Raw genomic sequence first — 23494 nt, 5'->3', positions numbered from 1 at the left:
ATGTTAACCATGATGAAGAAAACGTTGATGGCAGCAGGTGCTGCGATTCTGGTGTTGGGTCTCGCGGGTTGTGCCAGCGACTATGTGATCTCAACCAAAGACGGCAATATGATCCTGACCGACGGCAAACCCAAGTTGGATAAATCCACCGGTCTGCTGAGTTATACAGATGAGCAAGGCAATGACCGCCAGATCAACAATGATAATGTCAGCCAGGTCATGAAGCGTTAAGCAGGATTTCTCTTTACCCTGAGGGAGCCGGTTCTCATGACTGGCTCTTTACATTTTATCCCCCGCCCGCGCCGTTTCTCCCGCACACACTGCCACTTCCCCCATCTGCCTGCCTTGTATATAGTCAGTTAAGGCGCTTTTTCTAACAGGCTGACATTCTCAGATATAAAGGAAGACCGGCAATGCAATATCACCGTATACCCCACAGTTCTTTAGAAGTGAGCTTACTGGGACTTGGCACCATGACTTTTGGTGAACAAAACAGCGAAGCCGACGCCCACCAGCAACTCGATTACGCCGTTGCGGCGGGCATCAACCTGATTGATACCGCAGAGATGTATCCCGTTCCGCCGCGCCCTGAAACGCAGGGTCTGACGGAAAGCTATATCGGCAGCTGGCTGAAAGCCCGGGGCAACCGTGAGAAAATTGTTCTGGCGAGCAAAGTCTCCGGACCTTCCCGTGGCAGTGACAACGCCATTCGCCCGGCTCAGATGCTGGATCGCAAAAATATCCGCGCGGCACTGGATGCCAGTCTTCAACGTCTGAACACGGATTATCTGGATCTCTATCAGTTGCACTGGCCGCAGCGCCAGACCAACTTCTTCGGCAAACTGAGCTATCAGTACACCGAAGAGCAATCTCCGGTGACCTTGCTGGAAACGCTGGAAGCGCTGAACGAACAGGTACGCGCCGGTAAAATCCGTTATATCGGGGTGTCGAACGAAACTCCGTGGGGCGTGATGCGTTATCTGCAACTGGCGGAAAAACACGATCTGCCGCGTATCGTTTCCATTCAAAACCCGTACAGCCTGCTGAACCGCAGCTTTGAAATCGGGTTGTCGGAAATCAGTCAGCATGAAGGCGTGGAATTGCTGGCGTATTCCAGCCTGGCCTTCGGCACGCTGAGCGGTAAATACCTCAACGGCGCGAAACCGGCCGGAGCGCGTAATACACTGTTCAGCCGCTTCACCCGTTATTCTTCACCGCAGGCGGAAGCGGCGATTGCCGAATACGTGGCGCTGGCGAAGAAACACAATCTGGATCCTTCACAGATGGCGCTGGCCTTTGTGCGTCAGCAACCGTTCGTCGCCAGTACACTGTTAGGCGCGACCACGCTGGAACAGCTGAAGATCAACATCGACAGTCAGGATGTGACGCTTGATGCGGAAATCCTCGCGGATCTGGAAAATATCCACAAACGCTTCACCATTCCGGCGCCATAAGCACCGGATTGCAGGCAACAAAAAAGGGCGCTGAGCGCCCTTTTCTTTTATGCCAAATAACATTACGCCAGACGGCGTTTCTGCATGTTCTTCCAGATCCACAACCCGGCGATCGCCAGCGCGAACACCACACCGAATCCGATGCCAATTGCCACTACCGGCGCACCCGCCATCACCACCAGCGAATACAGACCGAGCATCAGCAGCATGGCGGTGTTTTCTCCAAGGTTCTGCACGGCAATAGCATTCCCCGCGCCGACAGAGATTTTCCCGCGATGCTGTAACAACGCATTCAGCGGCACCACGAAGAAACCACCCAGGATCCCCACCACCACCAGCACAATGTAGGAACTCAACATGCTGGTTTGTAACGCAAATACCACCACGGCAATGCCGATGGCAACGCCCGCGGGCAGGCAGCGTTTGACGGTGTCCAGACGGATCAGTTTCGCCGCCGCGCCCGCACCAAGCACAATCCCGATCGCCACCATGGCGTTGAGCAACGTCGGGGTTTTGTTATCGGTGATACCCAGCGCTACCGGCACCCACAGCACCAGCAGGAAGCGCAGGGTCACGCCCGCGCCCCAGAACAAACTGGTGCCCATCAGCGAGAAGCGGGTTTCGCCGTCCTGCCACAGTGTTTTACAGGCGGAGAAAAATGTCCGGCTCATGTTTGCCGGATTCCACGACTGCCCCGGACGCGCCGGGTTCAGCTTCGGAATAAACCAGTTTGCCGCCACTGCCGCGCCGTACGCCAGCACGCAGATCCCGAGCGCCGCCAGAATGCTCCAGTCCGCCAGTGCGCCACCGGCAACAGAACCCAGCAGGATCGCAGCAATGGTGGAGGCTTCCATCAGACCGTTGGCTTTCACTAACTGCTCACCGCTGGCGATTTCACCGAGAATGCCGTATTTCGCCGGTGAATACGCCGCAGCACCAATGCCGACCAGCGTATAGCCGAGGAACGGATTCATACCGGCGCAAATCACCGCTGCGCCCGCCAGTTTCAGCAGGTTAGCGACCATCATCACGCGGCCCTTCGAGAAGCTGTCCGCGAACTGCCCGACAAACGGTGCGAGGATAATGTACGTCGCCACAAACGCCATTTGTAAGACGGGCTGGCTCCAGTCGGGATAAAGCTGCTGTTTGATCAGCGCCAGCGCGGCAAATAGCAGTGCGTTGTCACCGAAAGCGGACAGGAACTGCGCCACAATCACCGCACTCATACTTTTTGACATTAGCGGCGATGCCGCCTTGACTGGCTGGATCATGCCTCAGTCTCCGGGTTTTCTGCCATCTGGCGCAGGGTGACAAAATCGGGTTTACCGCTGCCGAGCAACGGTAACGCTTTAACGACACGAATATCACGCGGTACCGCCAGTTCCGGCAGCCCGAGTTCACGGGCAGCTTTGCTCAGCGCATCACGACGCAATTCAGTATCGGTGGTAAATAGCACCAATGCCTCGCCTTTGCTGGCGTCACTGCGCGACGTCGCCGCATGCTGTTTATCCGGTGAAGCCTTGATCGCCAGTTGCTCGACGCTTTCCAGCGACACCATTTCTCCCGCTAGTTTGGCAAAACGCTTCACGCGACCACGGATGGCGCAGAAACCTTTTTCATCCAGCGTGACGATATCACCGGTGTCATACCAGCCAGCCTGCATTTCACCTGCGGCATTCTCAGCCTGCGGAGTTTCCAGCACGCCCGGATTTTCCACGCGCAGATAGCCTTTCATGATGTTCGGGCCACGCAGTTGCAGACGACCGCCCTCTTCAATCCCCGGCACGGTAATCAGGCGCGATTCCATCCCCGGCAAAATTTTGCCGACGGTATTCACTTTGGTCGCCATCGGTACGTTGATGGCCACCACCGGCGCACATTCGGTCACGCCGTAGCCTTCCAGAATGCGGATACCGAATTTGTTCTGCCAGATTTCCTTGGTGCTTTCAGCCAGTTTCTCAGCGCCAGCCACCACATAACGCAAACGGGCAAAATCATACGGGTGGGCAAAGCGGGCGTAATTTCCCAGGAAGGTGGAAGTCCCAAACAGCACGGTACAGTTCTGGTCATACACCAGTTCCGGCACGATGCGATAATGCAGCGGGCTTGGGTATAAAAATACGCGTGCGCCGGTGATCAGCGGCGTCAGTAATCCGACGGTCAGGCCAAAAGCGTGGAACAGCGGCAGCGACGACATAAATCGGTCACGCGGCGTAAAGTCTGCAACAGTCCGGATTTGCTCAACGTTCGCCAGCAGGCTGGCATGGGAATGCACCACACCTTTCGGATTGCCTTCCGAACCGGAAGTAAACAGTACCAGCGCCGCATCATCAGGCTTTTGCGGCAGCATCGCACGACGCGGGAAAATCAGATGGAACAGGATCCACAGCTTATCCTGCGTGGTCACGGTATCTTTCAGATCTTCCAGATAGACCCAGTTCGCCTCCGGCACATTTTCCGGCAGATGCGTCAGTTTGCCTTTCTCAAGGAACTGGCGGGAGGTCACGATGGTTTTGATCTGCGCGGCTTTCATCGCGCTTTGCAGCCCTTTCGCCCCGGCGGTGTAGTTGAGCAGCGCCGGAATGCGGTTGCGCATCGACGCGCCAAACAGCGCCGCCGCCATAATGGTGGCATTCGGCAGCAGCATGCCGACGTGCTCACCTTCGCGGGTAAAACGTTGCAGTATGCGACTGACACCGAGACATTTTTTCAGCAGGCCCTGATAGGAATCTTCTTTGAACGCGATATCGGCGATGCAGGGTTTGCGGCGGCCATAACGGGTTTGCGCAGACAGCAGCGCCTGATACAGCGTTTGCGGCTCGCGGGTGTCCATGCGCGCCTGCATCATGATCTGATGTAAGTGCTCACCGGCCAGCACGCGGCGGTCGCGGGAACGTGCGGCCTCCGGCATCGGAATGGTGGTTGGCGGTAACAGGTTGATAGTGACTTTCGGGAACCAGCGGATTTTAAAGCTGCCGAACAGGCGGCCAAACGGCGTGTATTCCGCCCCGTCGATACGCACCGGGATCACCGTTGCGCCAGACTTCGCCGCCACAAAGGCCGCGCCGTCATAAATCTTCATCAGTGAGCCGGTCACCGTGATGCGGCCTTCCGGGAACACAATCACCGGACGCCCTTTTTCGACCTGACGGATGAGATGCTTGATCGCCATCGGTTTGGTCGGATCCAGCGGCATGAAATCCACGTAGGGTTTCAGCCAGCGCATAAACCAACTGTCCGTGATGTTGGAATACACCGCAAATACCGGTTTGATCGGCAGGAAAAGCACCAGCAGCATGCCGTCAATAAACGAAACATGGTTTGGCGTGAGGATTAAACGCGGGTAATCAAAGTTGTTTTTCACCGGGGTCACCGTGACCCGGAACATCAGACGGAAAAGCCACCTGAACGCGGCGAAAAGAAAGTTATACATGTTTGCCATCTCCTTATGTGTCATCCCTGATCTTGAAAGAAAAAGGTTGGGGAAACAGCATACTATAAGCCGCTGAAAAATGACGACAGTCAGAGAGAGTTTAGGAGGGAACTGATCGGTGTGCCGGAATTGAGGCAAAAAAAAACCTACGCATCCGCGTAGGTTGGTGCAAATTTAATCGGTATCAACATGCAGAGCACGTTGATGATTCACCAATCAATACCTCTGGGACGTTCAATTTAGCTGGTTTATGAGATCTACCGCCAGCAGGCAATCGAAACATAATCCCGCAAAATGTAACCAGTGGTGAAAATAGGCCCGATTTATCTCAAAAGAGCCTAACTGATTAAAAAGACGCTAAACAGCCTCAACGTCGACTAAGCAGCTCATGGCGTTCGGTCCCTGCGTCAGACGCGACGTGCCGATGTCGAGCGTCAGCACATTCGGGTTGCCGGCCTGCTCGGTTTCCTGCCATTGACCGCCAAAGCCCGGATCAAACCAGGCGCCGGTGGACATCAGCACCACGCCGCGCGTGATCCCGTCGTTCAGCGACACGCCCGCCAGACAACTGCCGCGTGTATTGTGCACTTTCACCCGGTCGCCGTTTTTCAGCTGACGGCTGCCCGCATCTTCCGGATGCATAAACAGCGTCTCTTTTCCGGCGGTTTTGTTCGCCTGCGCCAGCGGAGACTGATCAAGCTGGCTGTGCAGACGATCTTTCGGCTGGATGGAAATCAGGTGCAGCGGCCACTGTTTCGCGCTTTCAGCCCCCAGCCATTCCACCGGCGGCTGCCATTCGGGATGCGGCGCAAAATCTTTGTAACCGTAACCGGCGATGGTTTCAGAGAACAGTTCGATTTTGCCACTGTGTGTCCCCAGCGGATTCGCACGCGGGCTTTTACGGAATTCCTCAAAGAATACGTAATCTTTTTCCGGCATCGGCAGTTCAACAAAACCGCGCTCCCAGAAGGTGTCGAAGTCCGGCCATTCCACGCCGGTGCCTTTCTGTGCCTCACCGCACTGACGGTAAATATGGCGCAGCCACTGATCTTCATTGCGCCCTTGCGTGAACTGCTCGCGATAACCGAGACGATCCGCAATATCCGCGAAAATATCAAAATCGTTACGCGCCTGATGCTGAGGCGCTATCGCCTGATGCATCGCAAGCACGAAGCGGTCACGCGACGATCCGCCGATATCGTTACGTTCCAGCGACGTGGTCGCAGGCAGCACGATATCCGCCATCTGCGCCGCCGGTGTCCAGACGTTATCCTGCACAATCACCGTGTCCGGTTTCTGCCAGCCTTCCACCAGACGGTTAAGCTGCTGATGATGATGGAACGGATTACCGCCCGCCCAGTGCACCAGATGGATATCAGGATAATTCAGCGTCTCGCCCTGGAATTCATACGGCTGGCCGGGATTGAGTAGCATGTCGCTGATACGCGCCACCGGAATCGACAAACCGGACGGATTCGGTCCGGCGCTGACGGCTGGCCCCGGCGTGTCATAACGCGGATTGCCCACGCTGTTCATCGAGCCATGGCCGAACGAGAAGCCGCCGCCCGGCAAACCGACCTGCCCGAGCATGGCGGAAATGGCGATCATCATCCAGTAAGGTTGCTCGCCGCGGTGGGCGCGCTGCACGGAATAGGAACAGGTGATAAAGCTGCGTACGCCGATCAGATCGTCAGCCAGACGCGCAATACGTTCAGCCGGTACGCCGGTGATGTCGCTCGCCCAGTCAGGGGTTTTCGGGATGCCGTCCGTGTCGCCACGCAGATAGGCGGCAAGCTGCGGATAACCGACACAGTGGCTGGCCAGAAACGCGTCGTCCTGCGCATCGCGGCGCTGAATTTCATAGGCGACCGCCATCATCAGCGCGGCGTCGGTGTTCGGGCGGATCGGGATCCACTCGGCATTAACGAATTCCGGGCAGTCGTCGCGCATCGGGCTGATGTTAATGACGCGGGTGCCTTTCTTCGCCAGCTGTTCCAGTGCCGGTTTCAGGGTATGTTCCACCGCGCCGCCGGACGCCACCTGCGCATTTTTTAACGCCAGTCCGCCGAACGCCACCAGGATCTCAGCATGTTCCACCACACTCGGCCACGAGGTCACGCGCCCGGTCAGCGGGGTAAACGTGCCGATAACATACGGCAGGAAGAACTGCGCCGAACCCCAGCTGTAGTTGCCCTGCTGATCCACACCGCCGCCGCCGGTGAAATAAAAACGACGCACCAGCGAACGGGCATGATGCAGACGACCGGCGGATGACCAGCCGTAAGAGCCGTTGAAAATACCGGACGCACCGTAGCGGTCACGTACGCGTTTATTCTCTTCAGCCACCAGATCCAGCGCCAGATCCCAGTCCACTTCGACGAAATTTTCACGGCCACGCAGCGAGCGATCGCTGTTTTCGCGGTGTTTCAGCCACGACCGGCGCACGGCAGGTTTACGGATACGTTTGTCGGAATAAACCAGCGGCGCAATGGAATCGAGTAAAGGGGAAGGATCGGCATCGGCCTGATAAGGCTCGCAGCGGATCAACCGGCCATCTTCCACCACGGCGGTATAAGCGCCCCAGTGGGCCAGTTGCGGATAGCGTTTTATCGACATAATGTCTGTTTTTTCTCAGCGCAGATAAATGGCCTTAAAAATACCATTCACTGCGCTGATAACTCAAAGCACAAATGTGGATAAACCGAAAAGGGGATTTTCTCCCCATTATTTATCGTTTGAAAAGAGATGATCCTTTCAGGCCTGCGGCTGCGCGATGACCGGCGGTAGCCAGCTGTTGTAGCCGAACGCGCGGCGGCCAATGACGATCAACATCAATCCTAAGATCAGCGCAAAAATCAAAATGATGGCGATGATTTGCAACGGCATAAAGCTGCCTGCCAGTGCTGTCACCGCCAGACCGCTCACGGGGACCGAACACATATTCATCAGACCAATCAGCCCCATGGTTTTCCCCAGATGTTTCTGCGGAATAATCTGGCTGCGTAAGGTGCGCAGGTAGACGCTGAATGCGCCGTCAAACGCCATCAGTAAGGCGTAACCGGCCAGATACATCGCGTAATCGAGTGAAAGCGACATCAGCGCACCTGACAATATCATGCCGCAAAACGACAGGGTGCCCAGCGTGGAAAGCCCGAAGCGTTTGGCAATCCGCGGCACAAAGAAAAACGTCACGATGGTGACAAGCGCCGCCGAGGTCTGTAATACGCCAAAGTAACTCTCAGGCAGATGAAACTCTTTGAGGATCACCGCCGCACTCACCACCAGCGCTGCACCGTACACCAGATTCACCACCCAGGTCAGCGCACACAGATGCAGCAGGATTTTATTCTGCTTAAGCACCTGAATCGCCGTCATGTTGGATTGCAAAATGGAACGCAGACTCATCTTCTCTGCCACTTCAAGGTCATGCGTTTCGAGGAACAGATAGTTGATGGCAGAAACGGCAAACAGCACGGCGGCGCAGGCTAAAATTGCCCCGACGCCACCATAGACGGAAATGGCCACTGCCAGCGCCGGGCCGAGAACCTGCGTGGTCTGGTCGACACCCTGTAACATGGAATGGGCTTTCGGCAGCGTCTCTGCGGGAATATGGCGCGGTAGCAGCGCCTCAGTGGCGACAAAGTTCAGGACATAGGCCACCGACAGCAGCGCCATCATGACCGCCAGCACCGGAAATGTGGCGCCGGGATGAAAGGTCAGGGTCAGGAAAGCGACCACCATTAACACGCAGCGTCCGGCTTCCACGTTAAAGAAGATAAAACGGGGCTTAATACGGTCAGCCAGAAAACCTGACAGCGGGAAAAACAGAATGCGCGGCAGCCATTCAATCACGAATGCCAGCGAGGAAAAGGTAAGGGAACCGGTCGCTTTCAAAATCGCCAGCGGCACGGCAAACAGCAGAAACTGATCGCACAGTGACCCGGCAAAGCGGGAAAAGACGAAACGTTTTAATCCAAAACGATCACTGTTCATATCGTTGCTTTCCTTAAAAAAAGTTCGGGAGCCACCCCGCATGAGGTGGCTCGGGGGATATCAGGCCTGACGGAGGGTAAACAGCGAACGAGCGTATTGATCAGCAATCGTTAAGTGCTCGTCAAAACCCGGTTCTGCGGCACGCTGTGGCCAGAAATACTCGACGGAACCTTCACGGGTTTTCCACGACACCAGCTTTTTCGACAGATCCAGCGGCTTAGCGGTAACCTGCATATTCACCACATGATCGGGCAGGCTGGCGGGCAAGGTGATTTTCTCGATCACGCCCACGTCGGCTTTAATAAAAGCGACGGCGCTCAGGCCGCGCGGCTCGAGCGTCTCCGGCAGCGGTTTGAGTTTGTTCAGATGGCTGAGTACGTGCAGTTCATACGGGTTGATGCCGTAGGTTCTTTCCACCAGATCCATGATGGTGTCGCCGCCGGTACGCGCCCCCACTTCGATGATTTTGATCTCACCGGCTGGCGTAATACGGGCTTCAAAGTGCGCCACCCCGTAACGGATCCCCAGGGCATGACAGGCGCGTTCAGCGATGTCACGCAGGGCCTGATTGTCACTGTGCAGCGACGGCATACTGTGGCCCACTTCGACAAAGTTCGGCTCTTCACCGAGATATTTGTCGGTTACCGCCATGGCCCGGTGATAGTCGCCCTGATTGATCACCTCCACGCTGACTTCCTGCCAGGCCGGAACATATTCCTCGACCTGGAACAAGTCTTCCGGCGCAAAGGATTCACCATTGAGTGAAATCACATCGGTAACGCAGCGGGCAAACACTTCTTCGATTTCCTGTTCGTGACTGATTTTCAACACGCCCAGGCTGCCCGCCAGTTCACGCGGTTTAATCACCACCGGCAGACCAAACTCTGCGATCAGGTTTTTCAGCTCGCTGAGGGTGCGAAACGCAGCGAAGCGAGGCACCGGCAGACCGGCATCTTGCAGGATTTGCTTCATCACAAATTTGTCACGGCAGTTGGTGATTGTCTGGCAATCATTGCCGTGAAGCTGGTAATGCTCCGTCAGCAGGCTGGCGGCGCGCACGGTGAAGTCGTTCATCGGGATCACCGCCGCAGGGGTTTCACCGGTTTCTTGTTGATGAGCCTGTACAGCACGCAGCACAGCCTCTGCATCGGCGACATCTCCCGGTAAAAAGCCGTCGAAAAATTTGATGGTCGGCGTGGTGCGGTTTTTTGCCATCGTCAGTACCCGCATTCCGCCTGAGGCACGTAACGCCCCCGCCAGCACACGCTCACGTAAAGCAAACTCGCCGCCAAGGATCAAAATATAGGTGTTGTTCATCGTAAAACTCCTGCAGGTCAGTTGTGGCCGTTATGCCGGCCATCGGATTAAAGGTCTTTACCAATCGTCCAGCCGCCATCGATCACCAGCGTGGAGCCGGTCACAAATCGCGCATCAGAAGAGGTGAGATACATTGCCGCTTGTGCCACATCCTGCGTTTCGCCCAGCACAGGCAGGAACTGACCCCGCTGGATCTTCTCCATCTGTGCCGGGTTGTCATAGTAAGGTTCAGTGAGCGGCGTGCGGATAACGCCGGGTGCAATGGCATTCACCCGGATGTGATGTTTGCCGTATTCCAGCGCCAGCTGTTTCGTCAGGCCGATCACGGCGTGCTTTGATGAGACGTAGGCGGTGCGGTCAGGCTCGCCCATCAGACCGGAGACCGAGGCGATATTGACGGCATTGCCGGGCAGGTTATGGCGAACCAGTTGCTGACAGAATGCACGTCCGGCAACAAAGCTGGCGGTCACGTTGACGGCAAAAACACGTTCCCACAGTGAGAGGGATAATTCATCGATACGGCAGATTTCACGCGTACCGGCGCAGTTTATTAAGACATTGTTATCGCTGGCGTATTCTGCTGCTTCAAACACGCCATCCAGGCGCACTGAATCGGTAATATCCAGCTGGTGATGAACGTAGTCAGGTTCATTGGCGAAAACGGACGGGGAACAGTCAATGCCCTCTACCGCATAACCGGCAGCCAGATAGGCCGCCACCATCGACTGACCGATACCACTGGAGGCGCCCGTGATAAATGCTTTATGTTTCAGGCTCATGCTGCTTCCTTCATCGTGCGCTGGAACGTCACCAGAATGATGTCACGCAGTGCCGTCTCTCCCGGCTGGCGGCAGCCGATGGGTGTCACGGCATGGTATTTGTCGTGATTGACCACCAGCGTGTCGAATAGCGCCTCGAGGCGCAGCACCCGCTCAATATTTTTAGGGTTCGGGGCAATGAGATTGTCGCCTCCCAGCATGTTGTCGGAGGCATGGATCAGGTGCACAAACACCACATCCTCATCATCTTTATGCAGCCAGACGGGCGAGCTGTACGCGGGTGCATCGCACTGCGCTTCATAGCGGAATAAATGAATGCCGACACTCAGTTCTTCCATTGGCCCGATACGTCCGTAGGCTTCAACAAAAGCGATGTCATCCTGCAAAATCGCCTGCATCAGGCGGTTAGCGGTAATATTTTCGGGCAGCAAAGGATAATGGCGAACAATACCGCCGGTATCCGGATTATATTTTTTAGTTTGCTTATATTCCGTAAAATGACCAAAACTGAGTTCACCCTGCGGATTGCGACGGCATTGCGCATAACCGCGCCAGCGATTTCCCGCAGAATAAGGATCCAGTGTCAGTTGTTCATACGCCAGTTTTAACTGTTCAAGTTCAGAAAGAAAAATATCTTTATTCGCGTAATTTACATCAGGCAACGTTTGATAATAACTGCCGGGAATAAATGCATATCCTCCGGCGGCAAGATGATTAACATGTTCCATATAAGACTCGTTATTAATTCAGGACAAAGAGAGAATGAATCACCATGATTAATTCACTTCCGCTAGGTCCAGTACACCACTTTGCTATTATTGAGTCTGCCAATGAAGCGCCCGGCCGTCAGGCGACTTCCCTGACTCACGCTGCTGACGCCGTGCAGATGGCAGGCGTTCATGAAGTAAATATCCCCGGCATTCAGTCGCACGGAGAGTGATTCCACGCCCTGCAACAGCTGCGGAGGATAGGGATAACCGGTGTCCGTCACGCCAAAGCGGGCACGGCATGGCTCATCCGGATCCAGGTTCCACATTTTCAATTCGCCACCGCCCTGCGCCGCTTCCAGGCACACATTAAAGGCGGTCACCGTCATGGCATCGGCAATTTCAAAATCATCCTGCTGCGCAAACTTAAGCTGGGCGCGGTCTTCATGAGGCATCAGCGACATGACACCGTTATCCAGCCAGCGGCGGAACGTGGCAAAACAGGCGTAAGAATTCTTATAACGCGCCGGACCAAAATGGATGCCTTCATCAAGGAATAAATCTTCCAGCGTGCGGTTGAGGAACAGCGATTCGGTGGCATAGCTGTCCGCGACGGACATCAGTTCTGCCACACTGGCGTTGACCCGGTTCACTTCCGCCATATAGTTTTCACCGTTACGTGAAAACTGCGTGGCGCCAATCTGATTGGTCAGAACAAAACCGTCATCGGCGCGGTTTCCGCCCCCGTTGCGATTCACCATCTGATTAAAGTTTTCAGCCACATCCTGACAGATTTTTTTATTCGCAAAATTACGGATGATATACAGAACATTACCCTGATGATGACCGTGCAGAATAATATTCTTGATAATGCTAAAATCGACATTATCAGGCTGCGTTTCTAAATAACCGAAATTATTTTTTACTGAACCGGACAATACTATCTCTTGCTGTTTTTCAGCCAATAACTCACTCATGATGTTCCTGCCAAAGAAATATTAAAATAATGAACGCACAAAAAATTGTTATTAAAAGGGTCTGGATAAATCAGATATCAGATGAATAAAGGAGAATACAGCATTCCCCCTTGTGACCATAAATTATTATCGCGGCGCGGCTGGTTAAGCTCTGAGTATTTCCCCAAATTACGCTGGAATATTTCACCGTAATTGCCCACCTGATGAATGATCGCGCGGATAAAATCAGGACGCAGCCCCAGATTTTTACAATGCTGCTCTGACGGGTAAAGGAAGGTGTGCAGGTAACCCGTCGCCTCCTGACTCATTTCAAGAATGTTTTTGCTGGTGACCTGCAAGTTTTCCGCTTCTATCAGCGTACGCATGATCCAGGTCACCGCTTTCAGCCACTGCGTGTCATGAGAGGACACTGCCGGTGACATGGCTTCCAGCGAGATGCGATCCTGCAAGATAATATGCGCTTCTTTGTCTCTCAGCTGCGCACGTTCACCGGCCAGCAAATAGGAATCGAGACAGTAGATATTGCATTCGCCTTGCTGATAAGCCTGACGGGCCTGCGTCGGCGAATCAAACAGGCGGATCTCGCAGGAGAGATTTAAATTTCCAAAGTAACGTTTCAGGTTCTCTTCGGTGGTGGATCCGCGCATGGCCGCTATCCGGCGCTCGCGGGTATAACTTGCCTGTTCCACGGGTTCGAGCAAATTACTCGCCGGCGTCATCAGCACTTCGCCATCAAACAGCATCGGATGAACAAAACTGACGTCTGATTCTGCTTCACGCTGGAAGGTGATGCTGGAATTAAATGACCCCAGATCAATCACGCCGTCACGCAGCGCCCGAAACCGGTCACCGGACTGCAACGGCATATAATGAATTTTTCCGACATCACCTAATACTGCCACTGCGACCGCCCGGGCTAAATCAATGTCGAATCCTTCCCAGCTATTGTGTAATGCATTACGAAACGACAATCCCTTAAAACCCAGACTAACCCCAACATTCAGCACATCATGCTGGCGTATCCGTTCAACAACCGTTTGGTTTAACATAGCTAACCTACTAAATAAATTGACTATTATGGCCAATCCGCACCGGAGATTGCCTCTGTTGAACATCATACGGCTTGATGATAATTTGGATAGATATTCCAGAAACAAAAGAGCTATGCGTGAAAAGCACAAATGAGTTAGCCGAACTGCTTCCCAGTTTGTCCGTTTTTATCCAGGTGGTTGAAAAAGGGAGTTTTTCTTCGGCAGGACGGGAGACGTCGCTGGCTCCCTCTTCGGTAAGCAGGATGATTGACCGGCTGGAGAAACGCCTCAATGTGGTGTTATTTACCCGCTCGACCCGCTCTGTCGCCATCACCGAAGTCGGACTGGAAATTTACCAGCAGGCGCTGACGGTACTCTCGGCTACGCAGACCCTTTTCTCCCGGGCGGATAGCTTCAGCGATACCCCTCAGGGTGTTTTACGGATCACCGCGCCTAACACCCTGGGTAAGATCCTCCTCACCCCTTTTTTGCCCGCTTTTTTACGCCGCTATCCCGAAATAAACGTTGAGCTGTCGCTGACCGATCGGGTCACGAATCTGACGCAGGACGCTTACGATCTGGCACTGCGCGTCACCGAAAGCCCGCCGGAGAACATGGTCGCCCGCGCCCTGATGCCTATCGATTACGTGCTGGTTTGTGCTGCGGATTACGACGAAGTGCTGCCGGATTTCCCGGCAGGTCTCATCAAACACAATATTTTTTTCCCCGATGAACGGCAATTTCGCGGTCCCTGGCGCTTCTGGCACAATGAAATCATGGAGACTGTGACGCTGGTTCCACGGTTGATGATCAATAACAGCGACGCCATGATTGATGCCATCCTGCAAGGTGTCGGCATTGCGCTGATCCCCACCTTCATCGCCAACCGCTATATCGCTAATGGTAAATTACGTCGCGTCCTGCCTGAATGGCGGGTGGAGAATCCCCTGCCGCGCAACACCTACGCCATCACCTTGCCCAATAAACTGCTGCCGCTTAAAACAAGAGTGTTTATCGATGATTTTATGCAGTGGATTAAGGAAGAAGGAAAGGTGTAGTCAGAAGCAAGGGGAATGACGTTTACGTGGGCCACGCGTTTCGCCATCTCCCCCGCTCCCGCCGCCCTTTCGCACGGCGGGGCGTAAAAGCTGCACGAATTTTTTCTGTTACATCGTTCTTGCATCCCAAAGTTGCGATCATCCTCCTTGCAGCCACCGCTCTTTTCCGCAAAACTGGTTGGTGTAAACGATTACCCTCACGGAAAACGGAAGTGTTATGGCGACAATTAAGGATGTAGCAAAACTGGCTGGCGTATCGGTTGCGACCGTTTCACGCGTGATCAACCATTCCCCGAAAGCCAGTGACAGTTCGCGGGAAGCCGTACAGAACGCCATGCAGCATCTGCAATATCATCCGAATGCCAACGCCCGTGCCCTCGCCCAACAGGCGACGGAAACGCTGGGGCTGATCGTGGCCGATGTTTCCGATCCGTTTTTTGGCGCAATGGTGAAAGCGGTCGAACAGGTGGCCTACGCCACCGGTAACTTTCTGCTGATTGGTAACGGCTACCATAACGTTGAAAAAGAACGTCAGGCCATTGAGCAACTGATCCGTCACCGCTGCGCGGCGTTAGTGGTTCACGCCAAAATGCTGCCGGAGGATGAACTGATCAGCCTGATGCAGCAAATTCCGGGCATGGTGCTGATTAACCGCACCTTACCGGGCTTTGAGCAACGCTGTATCGCGCTTGATGACCGCTACGGCTCCTGGCTGGCGACGCGTCATCTGATCCAGGCCGGACATCAGCGCATCGCGATTTTATGCTCCAACCACGGCATTTCCGATGCCAGTGACCGCCTGCAGGGCTATATCGACGCCCTTACCGAGCACAACATTCCTGTCGATGACAAGCTGATTGCTTACGCGGAACCGGATGAGATCGGGGGCGAAAAAGCCATGGCGGATCTGCTGGGACTGGGGAAAGGGTTTACGGCGGTGACCTGCTACAACGACCCGATGGCCGCCGGTGCGCTGTCGGTATTAAGCGATAACAGTATTGATGTGCCGGGCGAGATTTCGCTGATTGGCTTTGATGATGTGCTGATTTCACGCTACCTGCGCCCGCGTCTGACCACGGTGCGTTATCCGGTGGTGGCGATGGCGAATCAGGCCGCGCAACTGGCGCTGGCACTGGCAAACGGTCAGCCTTTGCCGGAAACCACCCATATGTTCAGCCCGACGCTGGTGCGCCGTCACTCGGTCAGCAGCCCGTCAAACGCCTAGAGTGACTGGTGATAGACGCGTACCGGCTTGTCCGGATAATCCAGCGCATCGCCAATGTAGTTCCAGCCAAAACGCTCGTAATAGCCGGTAAATTCAGCGTACAGATAGAGTTCACGGAAGCCGCTGCGGCGGCTCTGTTCCAGAACAAAGGCCTGTAACTGCTGCCCCAGCCCGCGTGAGCGGAACGCTTCATCCACGTATAACGCGGCCAGCCACGGCGTCAGATCCTGACGGCTGATCAGATCACATCGCCATAGCCCGACGGTGCCCGCCAGCCGGTCGCCATCAAGGGCAATAAAAGTTTGCGGCAAATCCGCGCCGGTCAGACCGCTTTTCACCACGCTGGCAAAGAATTCACGGCTGTTTTCGCTGCCAAATGCCTGCCACAGCCAGTCTGTCACCGCATCCTGAAATTCAGGGCGTTCGCTCAGGTTAATAATCTGCATCCTGTTCAGACCAGCTTACCCTGAAAAATCGGCACGGATTCAAACAGATAGCCGTCGAATTCCGGCGCATCGACATCCGACAATTCCATCAGGGTATTTTTGACGTTTTCCATGTGCTGCCACATCGCCTGATACGAGCCCATGACGTCGCGGCGGCGCAGTGCGGCCAAAATATTCTGATGATCAGCCAGCCATTTCAGGCGGTAACCGCGGGTGGCGATATGACTGTGTAACTGTTTCCACAACGGGCTGGAATCCCGGTGCATCCAGATATTTTTCACCGAATCGAGCAGCATCTGGTTTTGTGTCGCACCGGCAATCAGCAGATGAAACAACCGGTCGTTATCGCCGCTTTCGTCATTGGCGACGATGGCGATTTGTTCCTGCTCCAGCGTCCGGCGCAGATTTTCGATATCGGCTTTGGTGGCCATTTTGGCGGCAAACGCGGCAATATTGCTTTCGAGCAACTGCCGCGCCTGCAAGATTTCAAAGGGGCCGATCTGCCCCTGATACATCAGTTCGTCTTCGCCTTCTTCCTGAGAAGGAATGCGGATCACGTACACACCGGAACCCTGACGGATATCCACCGTGCCTTCCAGTTCCAGCATCAGTAAGGCTTCGCGCACAATTGTCCGGCTGACACCGTAGGTTTCCGCCATGTTCCTTTCGGGCGGCAGGCGGGATCCTACAGCGAAATGCCCTTGCTTGATTTGCTCACGCAGGTCGTGCCCGATTTCCTGATACTGCTTTCTGTCCTGCGAAACCACACCTTTTTCCACACAATCACCCTGATGCAAAAAACAAAAAAGACCGGATGTTACTGTATCAGAGATAGCGCCTGATCCAGCACTTTTGCACCGTTTAACGTGCCGTACGCCACCATGTCGATCACGGCGATCGGGATGCCATGTTCATCCGTCAGTTTTTTATTCTCTGCCAGCTTAAAGCGCACCTGCGGTCCGAGCAGCACGGCGACGATATCTCGCCCATACGCCTCAAGTTCATCGCGCAGATTGTTTTCCGGGATGGCGTAGATCTGGAATTCCATACCCCGGGCAGCGGCTTCTTTTTCCATTTTGGTGACCACCAGCGACGTGGACATCCCTGCCGAACAGGCTAAAACGATTCGTTTCATAGTGTTTTCCTTAGGTTATTTTTCCTGATCATCGAGTGTTAAAGACAACACACCACTTTCACTCAGCGATTTAAACCAGTGAGATGATTTCTTCTGACGGCGATCACGGTTGTTCTCAAGATCAATCTCAATAAGACCGTAACGGTTTTTAAAGGCATTCATCGGCGACACATTATCGGTAAAGGCCCAGAGCATATATCCCTGACAGTTGGCGCCCTCCTCGCGCGCTTTTAACGTCCAGTAAAGATGCTCGGCAATAAATTCAATACGATAATCGTCCTGAATTTCCCCGCTTTTTGTATCGCGGAATTGCCCCTCATTTTCGATACCCATACCGTTTTCGGCCACAAACCACGAAATATTTCCGTAATCCGTTTTGATGCGCATCGCCATGTCATAAATAATTTTCGGGTATATTTCCCAGCCACGCGATTTATTCATCCGGCGGCCGGGTAATTCAAAGTGTTCGTAGTAATACGCGGGGTGGAATGGCGTCTCTTTATTCCACTCACGGGACGGCGCTTTCACGCGGTGCGGGTAATAGAGATTAATCCCCACTTCATCCACCGTATTATTACGGATAACCGCCAGTTCCGATTCTGAATACTCAAAATGCACACCGTGTTTTTCCAGTAATTCCAGCAACTCCTGCGGATATTCCCCGTTGATCATCGGGTCCAGAAAGACGCGGTTATAGAATAAATCGTATAAATGTGCCGCTTTCTGATCGTGCGCCGCTGTTGAGCGGGCGTAAGTCACTTCCGGATTTAAAATCACACCGACCGTGCCTGAGGCGTTGTATCCCTTGCGGTAAAACAGCTCGACGACTTTGGCGGTCGCCAGCACTTTGTGATGATTCCACTGCATCCATTTCGCGGTGTTTTGCTCGAACGGCCAGCGGATCGCATCCAGATACACGCGGGTCTGCACCACCACCGGTTCGTTGAAGGTAAACCAGCGGCTGACTTTTCCGGCAAAGCGTTCAAAGACTTTTTCCGCATACAGCACAAACAGGTCGACGACTTTTTTCGAGCTCCAGCCATCGTATTTTTCGATCAGAAACGCCGGTAATTCGTAATGCTCCAGGCACAACATCGGTTCGATGCCGTTGCGCTTCATCTCATCAAGCAGGCTGTCGATATAGGCCGCGTACTCTTCATCGACCGTGCCCAGTTCATAGTCGGTCAGAAAACGCGACCAGTTGACTGACGTGCGGTAATGGCTCAGCCCGCTGGCTTTCATCAGCGCCACGTCCTCCTGATAGCGGTTGATGAAATCGGTGGCTTTCGCCGGACCGTAACCGTTATGCCAGACATGGCGGTTGTTCTTGTACCAGAGATCCAGATACGAATCCTGGCCGTCTTTTTTGCCGCTCCAGCCTTCGGTCTGCCACGCCGAGGCGGCGGCACCGAGAATAAATCCGTCAGGAATGGCGATGGAAACCTTACTCATAACGTCCCTCTTTTTGCGGATGGTTTACGCCGTGGCGGCCTGTTTCTGGCTCTGTTGCAGGGCTTCCAGTTGCGCCTGATCGGCACGACGCGCGGCCACTTTCACGAAGGGCAGATAAATCAGTACCGCCACCACAATGCAGCCAATCTGCGTGATCACCGCGCCCATGGAACCGGCCGTCGACAACCAGGCGTTGATCACCGGCGGCGTGGTCCACGGCACCATCACCACCGCGCGCCCGGCGAATCCGAGGCTGGTGGCAAAATAGCCGATGGTGCCGGTGATCAGCGGCGTGATGATGAACGGAATGGCGAGGATCGGGTTGAGCATGATCGGCATGCCGAAAATCACCGGTTCATTGATGTTGAAGAAGCTTGGCCCGAGGGACAATTTAGCGATTTCGCGCATCTCTTTGCGGCGGGTGGCAATCATCACCGCCAGCAGCAAACCGATGGTGCAGCCGGAGCCGCCGATGCTCATATACACATCCCAGAACGGCATGGTGATGATGTTCGGCACCTCGTGACCCTGCTCAAACGCCGTCATGTTCACCATGATGGCACCGAGCAACAGCGGTTCGCGGATAGGCTTAATCATCTGGTTGCCGTGGATCCCAATCACCCAGAACAACTGCGCGACAAACATCAGCAGCAGAATGCCCGGCAGGCTTTGCATCACCGATTCCAGCGGACGCTGGATCACCTGATACACCGCGTCGTACAAATACATGCCGGTGACACGATGGAAAACAAAGCCGAATGTGGCCACCAGCACCACGGTAATGATGGCGGGGATTAACGCCGAGAAGGACGCCGACACGTTTGGCGGTACGCTTTCCGGCATTTTAATGCGCAGGCCGTTCACCCGTTCCAGACGGGAATAAATCTCCACCGACAGGATGGCGATAAACATGCCGAGGAACAGACTTTTGGTATCAGAGAACTGCTTTGCCAGCACATCTTTCACTTCCTGCATCTGGCCGTTAACCATCATATCGACGGTGGTTGGCGTAACGGCAATAAAGCAAATCACCGCCAGCAGGCCGGGAAATAACGACCGCGAGCCGTTAATTTTCCCGAGTTCAATACCAATTAAAAACACCGCGCCGATGGTAAGAAAACTCAGCGTGGCGTAGTTAATACTGCTCATGATTGGCTTAAGGGTTGCCAGCCAGGAGAACATTTCAAAATGAGCTAATCCGTTTTTCGGATCCATCACCATATTTGAAATTAAAACTGAGAATGCCCCCACAATAATGACGGGCATTAACGTGATAAAAGACGCCTTAATAGCCATGATGTATCTGAAGCTATTAAAGGTATTGGCGAATCCCCCGAGAGAATCGATAAAACGGTCTTTCAGTGACATGACAGCACCTCATTTTCTTTTTTCTATACTTCACAGGTGTTGGTTTCGTCTTCACCTTTTATATTGAATGAGGAATTAAAGGTGTCGCACGAAGCTGAGTCAGATTCCGGTTCTGTAAATCATCCTGTCGGCCATATTTCGGGAATAAATGCGTAATGTGGCATGCCAAAAAATAGCGGAATACGAATTAATTTCTGTGACAGCGTTCTCACATGTGAATATTGGAATTCCAATATGATGAATTCACACTTTTCTGGTATACCAATTTGGAGTTTTCGATGGAATTCGATCTTGAGCAAACGGTGATGGAGTTATTGATCAACGCCGGAGAAGCACGTTCTAACGCCATGATGGCCATTCAGCACGCACGTAAAAAAGAGTGGGAACAGGCCGATGCGATGCTGAAAGCCTCGGACGACGCGGCGCGTGTCGCGCATAAAGTCCAGACGCAACTGATCGGCCTGGATGAAGGCGTGGGCAAAATTCCGGTGAATCTGATCATGGTGCACTCGCAGGACCATCTGATGACCGCCATGCTGTGCCGTGATCTGGCAGAAGAGATCGTGTTACTGAGAAAAGAGATGTTTGATAAACAGTAAATTCAACACGAAAGAGTAAAGGTCGCCCGATCAGCTCCCTCCCCTGCGAAGGGGAGGGTTGGGGTGGGGTATTAAGGTCAAAAACTAAATTCAAAGTGTGCTTTAACTCATTGCTTTGTATTTAAAACCCCCTCCCAACCTCCCCCTTCGCAGTGGGAGGAGCGAAGCAGACCATCGCTGATATTCAGGAGCAAAGATTACAGTTCTAAAGCAATTAACTCTTCCACCGTCTGCCTGCGACGAATCAGTCTCGGCACGCCATTCTCAAACAACACTTCCGGCAGCAAAGGACGGGTGTTGTAGTTTGAAGACATTGATGCGCCGTACGCGCCGGTATCGTGGAACACCAGATAATCGCCGATATTGACCGGCGGCAGCGGGAAGGTTTCCACTCCGCCACCTGCCTGCTGGGTAAAGACGTCGCCGGATTCACACAGCGGACCGGCGATCACCGCATCCGTCAGCGGTTGTCCGCTCACATCGCGACCATCGGCCGGTAACAGCGAAATATGGTGATAACTGCCGTACATCGCCGGACGCATCAGGTCATTAAAGCCCGCGTCGCACAACACAAAGTGACGGCTGCCCATGTCTTTCACCGCGCGGATTTGCGCCACCAGCACGCCGGATTCCGCCACCAGGAAACGTCCCGGCTCGATCTCCAGTTTAATTTCATGCCCGAGATGCGCGGCGATCTGCTCACGCGCCCGGTTCCACAGGCCAAAGTAGTGGCCGGTATCAATGGCTTCTTCTTCAAAATGATACGGGATCGACAAACCGCCACCGGCAGAAATCGCCTCGATATCTTGTCCGGTTTCAATCACCTGACGCACCATCGCATCGCAAACCTGCTCAAGATGGCCGTAATCCACGCCGGAACCGATGTGCATATGGATGCCCACCAGTTTCAGACCGTAACGGGCGATTTCTGCCAGCGCCTGCGGTAAATCGGCATACCAGATCCCGTGTTTACTGTTTTCGCCGCCGGTATTGGTTTTCTGGCTGTGACCGTGGCCGAAACCGGGGTTCACGCGCAGCCATACCGGATGCCCGGCTTTGTGCTGACCAATCTGGCTGAGCATATCAATGGAACCGGCATTGACCGGAATATCCAGCGCCGTCACACGTTCCAGCGTCGGCTGATCCAACACGTCAGCGGTAAACACAATCTCACTGTCTTCGCGGCCGGGAATAAAACCCGCCACCAGCGCGCGTTCAATTTCGCCCAGCGACACGGAATCGACCTTCACGCCCTGCTCACGCATCAGGCGCAGGATATGAATATTGGAACAGGCTTTTTGCGCAAAACGGATCACATCAAACTGACGTAACTGCGCAATGCGCGCTTTGATGATCTCCGCGTCATACGCCCACACAGGGCAGCCAAATTGTTGCGGCAGAGCCAGTAAATTCGCGGCATTAAGCGCGGTCGACATGTCGTTCAGGGCGCGTGGCATAAGATTTTCCGTCAGGTGAATTCAGTCATATTTCCCTCAGTATGCCGTGTGGCCGACCGGCGATAAAATATCTATTTCAGGCCAGTCTATTCATTTATGATATGGGTTATTATCTCTGTTCACCGGATCACATCATGCCCGCCATTTCCCTGCGCCATATCGAAATTTTTCATGCGGTGATGACTACCGGCAACCTGACCGAAGCCGCTGCGCTGCTCAGTACCTCACAACCGACGGTCAGCCGTGAGCTGGCGCGCTGTGAAAAGCTGCTGGATCTGCAACTGTTCGAGCGCCTGCGCGGGCGGTTGTATCCGACCGTGCAGGGTTTGCGGCTGTTTGAGGAAGTGCAGCGTTCGTATTACGGGCTGGACAGGATCGTCAGCGCGGCGGAAGGCATCCGCCAGTTCGAGCAGGCGCAGTTGTCCATCGCCTGCCTGCCGGTGTTCAGCCAGTCGCTGCTGCCGTCAGTGTGTAAGCCGTTTCTCGACCGTTATCCCGACGTCAGTTTCAATATTGTCCCGCAGGAATCACCGCTGCTGGAAGAATGGCTGTCGGCACAGCGCCATGATTTAGGGTTGACGGAAAACACCCAGACGCCCGCCGGAACCGAGCGCCAGACGCTGCTGACGCTGAATGAAGTCTGCGTGCTGCCTGCCGGGCATCCTTTGGCTGAAAAACCGCGACTCACGCCCCGGGATTTCAGCGGCCTGAATTTTATCAGCCTGTCGGCGACCGACAGTTACCGGCAACTGCTGGATAGCTTATTTGCGGAGCAACAGGTGGCGCGGCGGCTGGTGATGGAAACCCACAGCGCGGCGTCGGTGTGCAGCATGGTGCGCGAAGGTGCGGGGGTCTCCATCGTTAACCCGCTGACGGCTTTGGATTATTGTGAAAACGGTGTCGTATTACGGGAATTCAGCGTCGCCGTGCCGTTCACCGTCAGCCTGATCCGCCCGCTGCATCGCCCCGCTTCCGCGCTGGTCACCACATTCATCGGACACTGCCATCAGCAGGCGCAACGTTTTGCACAACGCCTGGAGGCTGCGCTTCGGCGGTGACTTGT

The 23494-nt window shown here is 54.3% G+C and carries 21 protein-coding genes; 6 read left to right on the top strand and 15 right to left on the bottom strand.

The features are described 5' to 3' along the window. Nucleotides 1-12: 12 nt before the first annotated feature. A complete protein-coding gene (locus J9880_RS11765) occupies nt 13-231 on the top strand; it encodes a YgdI/YgdR family lipoprotein (protein ID WP_162928568.1) in 219 nt (72 codons plus the stop codon). Between the two features lie 182 nt (nt 232-413). Then, the gene (locus tag J9880_RS11760; RefSeq protein ID WP_095923246.1) at nt 414-1454 is read left to right on the top strand and encodes an NADP(H)-dependent aldo-keto reductase; all 1041 of its coding nucleotides are present in this window, start codon (nt 414-416) and stop codon (nt 1452-1454) included. Between the two features lie 62 nt (nt 1455-1516). On the opposite strand, the gene lplT is transcribed toward J9880_RS11760, so the two are convergent. The 9 genes from lplT to J9880_RS11715 all read right to left on the bottom strand — a co-directional run bounded on the left by lplT (nt 1517) and on the right by J9880_RS11715 (nt 13709). Then, nucleotides 1517-2725 carry a lysophospholipid transporter LplT gene (lplT, locus tag J9880_RS11755; protein ID WP_232769366.1) on the bottom strand — a complete coding sequence of 403 codons (1209 nt, stop codon included), beginning with the start codon at nt 2723-2725 and terminating at the stop codon, nt 1517-1519. Beyond that, entirely contained in the window at nt 2722-4887 is a 2166-nt protein-coding gene (gene aas, locus J9880_RS11750) for a bifunctional acyl-ACP--phospholipid O-acyltransferase/long-chain-fatty-acid--ACP ligase (RefSeq protein ID WP_232769365.1), read from the bottom strand. Before aas ends, lplT begins: the two co-directional genes overlap by 4 nt. Before the next feature lie 357 nt (nt 4888-5244). Beyond that, the gene (locus J9880_RS11745) at nt 5245-7503 is read right to left on the bottom strand and encodes a molybdopterin guanine dinucleotide-containing S/N-oxide reductase (protein WP_232769364.1); all 2259 of its coding nucleotides are present in this window, start codon (nt 7501-7503) and stop codon (nt 5245-5247) included. A 138-nt stretch (nt 7504-7641) separates the two neighbouring features. Then, entirely contained in the window at nt 7642-8880 is a 1239-nt protein-coding gene (locus tag J9880_RS11740) for an MFS transporter (RefSeq protein ID WP_131693862.1), read from the bottom strand. Nucleotides 8881-8940: 60 nt separating this feature from the next. After that, nucleotides 8941-10197 carry an ATP-grasp domain-containing protein gene (locus tag J9880_RS11735; RefSeq protein WP_095923251.1) on the bottom strand — a complete coding sequence of 419 codons (1257 nt, stop codon included), beginning with the start codon at nt 10195-10197 and terminating at the stop codon, nt 8941-8943. A gap of 47 nt (nt 10198-10244) precedes the next feature. Then, nucleotides 10245-10976: an SDR family NAD(P)-dependent oxidoreductase gene (locus J9880_RS11730; RefSeq protein ID WP_015696055.1), complete on the bottom strand. Its 732-nt coding sequence runs from the start codon at nt 10974-10976 to the stop codon at nt 10245-10247. Further along, nucleotides 10973-11704, bottom strand: a complete 732-nt coding sequence (gene hilB, locus J9880_RS11725) for a 3(1)-hydroxy-L-isoleucine 4-dioxygenase HilB (RefSeq protein WP_095923253.1) — start codon at nt 11702-11704, stop codon at nt 10973-10975. Before hilB ends, J9880_RS11730 begins: the two co-directional genes overlap by 4 nt. A gap of 62 nt (nt 11705-11766) precedes the next feature. After that, nucleotides 11767-12660, bottom strand: a complete 894-nt coding sequence (gene hilA, locus J9880_RS11720) for an L-isoleucine 3(1)-dioxygenase (RefSeq protein ID WP_232769363.1) — start codon at nt 12658-12660, stop codon at nt 11767-11769. Nucleotides 12661-12737: 77 nt separating this feature from the next. Continuing rightward, nucleotides 12738-13709, bottom strand: coding sequence for an amino acid ABC transporter substrate-binding protein (locus tag J9880_RS11715; RefSeq protein WP_119822840.1), 972 nt, complete (start codon nt 13707-13709; stop codon nt 12738-12740). A 119-nt stretch (nt 13710-13828) separates the two neighbouring features. On the opposite strand from J9880_RS11715, the gene J9880_RS11710 reads away from it, so the two are divergent. Together J9880_RS11710 and galR are read left to right on the top strand one after the other, a co-directional pair. Continuing rightward, nucleotides 13829-14749, top strand: a complete 921-nt coding sequence (locus J9880_RS11710) for a LysR family transcriptional regulator (RefSeq protein ID WP_119822841.1) — start codon at nt 13829-13831, stop codon at nt 14747-14749. A 217-nt stretch (nt 14750-14966) separates the two neighbouring features. Beyond that, complete coding sequence (gene galR, locus J9880_RS11705) at nt 14967-15974, top strand: HTH-type transcriptional regulator GalR (RefSeq protein ID WP_232769362.1); 1008 nt, start codon at nt 14967-14969, stop codon at nt 15972-15974. Here galR and J9880_RS11700 read toward each other — a convergent pair. Genes J9880_RS11700 through J9880_RS11680 form a run of 5 tightly spaced genes read right to left on the bottom strand, consistent with a single transcriptional unit; the run spans nt 15971 to nt 20375 of the window. Further along, nucleotides 15971-16420 carry a GNAT family N-acetyltransferase gene (locus tag J9880_RS11700; RefSeq protein WP_095923258.1) on the bottom strand — a complete coding sequence of 150 codons (450 nt, stop codon included), beginning with the start codon at nt 16418-16420 and terminating at the stop codon, nt 15971-15973. The genes galR and J9880_RS11700 overlap by 4 nt on opposite strands. Nucleotides 16421-16425: 5 nt before the next feature. Next, entirely contained in the window at nt 16426-17199 is a 774-nt protein-coding gene (locus J9880_RS11695; RefSeq protein WP_095923259.1) for an FCD domain-containing protein, read from the bottom strand. Between the two features lie 38 nt (nt 17200-17237). Further along, nucleotides 17238-17555: a PTS sugar transporter subunit IIB gene (locus J9880_RS11690; protein WP_095923260.1), complete on the bottom strand. Its 318-nt coding sequence runs from the start codon at nt 17553-17555 to the stop codon at nt 17238-17240. Between the two features lie 15 nt (nt 17556-17570). Beyond that, a complete protein-coding gene (locus J9880_RS11685; protein WP_095923261.1) occupies nt 17571-19007 on the bottom strand; it encodes a glycoside hydrolase family 1 protein in 1437 nt (478 codons plus the stop codon). Between the two features lie 24 nt (nt 19008-19031). Beyond that, nucleotides 19032-20375 carry a PTS sugar transporter subunit IIC gene (locus tag J9880_RS11680; protein ID WP_095923262.1) on the bottom strand — a complete coding sequence of 448 codons (1344 nt, stop codon included), beginning with the start codon at nt 20373-20375 and terminating at the stop codon, nt 19032-19034. 278 nt (nt 20376-20653) lie between these two features. On the opposite strand from J9880_RS11680, the gene J9880_RS11675 reads away from it, so the two are divergent. Continuing rightward, nucleotides 20654-20974: a PTS lactose/cellobiose transporter subunit IIA gene (locus tag J9880_RS11675; RefSeq protein WP_095923263.1), complete on the top strand. Its 321-nt coding sequence runs from the start codon at nt 20654-20656 to the stop codon at nt 20972-20974. 197 nt (nt 20975-21171) lie between these two features. Here J9880_RS11675 and lysA read toward each other — a convergent pair whose 3' ends face one another. Continuing rightward, nucleotides 21172-22431, bottom strand: coding sequence for a diaminopimelate decarboxylase (lysA, locus tag J9880_RS11670; protein WP_232769361.1), 1260 nt, complete (start codon nt 22429-22431; stop codon nt 21172-21174). A 134-nt stretch (nt 22432-22565) separates the two neighbouring features. On the opposite strand from lysA, the gene J9880_RS11665 reads away from it, so the two are divergent. Beyond that, the gene (locus tag J9880_RS11665; protein WP_119822845.1) at nt 22566-23489 is read left to right on the top strand and encodes a LysR family transcriptional regulator; all 924 of its coding nucleotides are present in this window, start codon (nt 22566-22568) and stop codon (nt 23487-23489) included. Nucleotides 23490-23494 lie beyond the last annotated feature (5 nt).

The sequence above is a fragment of the Rahnella victoriana genome, from assembly GCF_021276285.1.
GTDB lineage: Bacteria > Pseudomonadota > Gammaproteobacteria > Enterobacterales > Enterobacteriaceae > Rahnella > Rahnella victoriana.
Note: the sequence above shows the minus strand (reverse complement) of the source record. Positions and strands in the feature narration are given on the sequence as shown.